Source organism: Trichococcus sp., from assembly GCF_049589555.1.
In the GTDB taxonomy this organism is placed as follows: domain Bacteria; phylum Bacillota; class Bacilli; order Lactobacillales; family Aerococcaceae; genus Trichococcus.
In genome coordinates, this window is sequence record NZ_JBAWAZ010000248.1 from 1 (window position 1) to 1,970 (window position 1,970).

Below are 1,970 nucleotides of genomic sequence, written 5' to 3' on the forward strand. Positions count from 1 at the left end.
TTGGCTCGGTTATCGTTCGCTCTATTTCTGATAGAACCTTGTTTGTTTTATGGCGTGCAATCATTGTAGCGGCACCAGCTGGATTAGTTATTTGGATGATGGCTAACATCATGATTGGTGACTACAGTGTATTAACTTGGGTAACAAACGCGATTGATCCATTTGCTCGTTCAATGGGCTTGGATGGAACCATTTTGATGGCCTTTATTTTAGGGTTTCCTGCTAACGAAATTGTCATTCCGATTATGGTTATGGGGTACTTGAGTAAATCAACGCTCTTCGAATTCGAGTCATTAGATCAATTTAAGCATCTTCTTTTAGATAACGGTTGGACGTGGTTAACAGCGGCTAATATGATTCTGTTTACGATTTACCATTGGCCATGTTCTACAACATTATTCACAATCTATAAAGAAACTAAAAGTAGTAGATGGACATGGATATCCTTCTTAGTACCAACCGTGATGGGGATTGCAACATGTATGATTACTAGCTTCTTGGCTCACCTATTCCAGTTGGTATAAGCACTGAGTACTGGTATTGTATGAACTTTCGTAAAACTGTCTGCCGGTTGTTTCCCGGGAAAAGAAAAGCGCTATATATTTTCAAACATAAAAGAAATTATTTTATGGATTTAAGTTGTACTGAGTACTGGTAAAAGGGTTCGTTGTGACATCCGTAACGTAATTGATGAGTAAAAAAACCACAGTTGAATATGATACGCACAAGCTAAGCATGTATAAACGAAAAGATAAAAAACGCGTCGCTCTCTTGGATCAGTCCAATAGAGAGCGACGCGTTTTTGTGCATTAAAACGGCTCTTTCAAATAGGATAGCGCATAAGAAACATGCAGTTCCGTCGCAATAGCCAGACCTTTTTCATCGATGTCGAATTTCTCGTGATGATGTCCGTAGGCTGTCTCTTCACTGCTTTGCGTCCCGATGAAACAGTAGACTCCGGGTGCGACCGCCAAGTAATCCGCAAAGTCGTCTGCGCCCATGCTTTTCGGGCTATCGGTGATTACGTTCTCCAATCCGACGATGTCCGAGGCGACCTTGATGGCATGGTTAGCGGCCTGGATGTCATTGATCAGCGGTGCCGCGGCATCGTAGTTGGAGAATTCGATGGTGGTGCGGTGCGCATCCGAAACATTACGGGCGATCCTTTCCACAGCCTCCAACACCTGGGCACGGACTTCATGGCTGAAGGTCCGAACAGTTCCTTCGATTTCGGCTTCGTTGGCGATGATGTTGTAGTTCGTTCCCGCACGCAATACCCCGATGCCGACGACGACTTCATCTGTCGGTTTCACTTCACGGGAAACGATGGTCTGGAGCTCCGTGACGATGGCGGCTGCGCTGACCAAAGCATCACGCCCCAGGTCCGGACGCGAGACATGCCCGCTCTTGCCGGAAACTTTGATTTTGAAGATGTCGCAGGACGCGTTGGAAGGGCCTGGTGTAGCGACGATTTTGCCCACTTGCGTGCCTGATTGCAGATGGATGCCGAAGACATGGTCGATGCCGTCGATATAGCCGCCGCGCACGAATTGGCGTGCTCCGCCGCCGATTTCTTCCGCCGGTTGGAAGGCGAACTGGATCGTACCAGAGAACTCATCCTGATGTTCCTTCAGGATTTTAAGCGCGCCCAACAGGGAAGCGGTATGCCCGTCGTGCCCGCAGGCATGGTTGAAACCGGGGTTGACGGAAGCGTAGGGTTTGCCGGTCTCATCCGGTAGTGGCAGTGCATCGATATCGGCGCGCAGCAGAATGGTCTTGCCCGCTCCTTTTCCGCCTGTCAAGGTGGCCAAGATGCCGGTCTCGCCGACATTTATGTAAGGCACTCCGATTTCTTCGACTTCTTCCCTGATGCGTTGGATCGTTTCGAATTCCTTCAGGCTCGGCTCCGGATGCCGGTGGAAATGGCGGCGCAGTGCGACGATGTAGTCGTAGATATCGCTAACTTCTTC

Annotated in this window: 2 protein-coding genes; one reads left to right on the plus strand and one right to left on the minus strand. The window is 48.7% G+C overall.

Annotated elements, in window-relative coordinates; all coding sequences use genetic code 11:
* On the plus strand, positions 1-524 hold a 524-nt coding region (locus WBV27_RS09095), incomplete at its 5' end, for a nucleoside recognition domain-containing protein (protein ID WP_424201373.1).
* Between the two features lie 285 nt (positions 525-809).
* On the opposite strand, the gene WBV27_RS09100 is transcribed toward WBV27_RS09095, so the two are convergent.
* On the minus strand, positions 810-1,955 hold the full coding sequence (locus tag WBV27_RS09100; protein ID WP_424201375.1) for an amidohydrolase: 1,146 nt from the start codon (positions 1,953-1,955) through the stop codon (positions 810-812).
* Between the last annotated feature and the right edge of the window lie 15 nt (positions 1,956-1,970).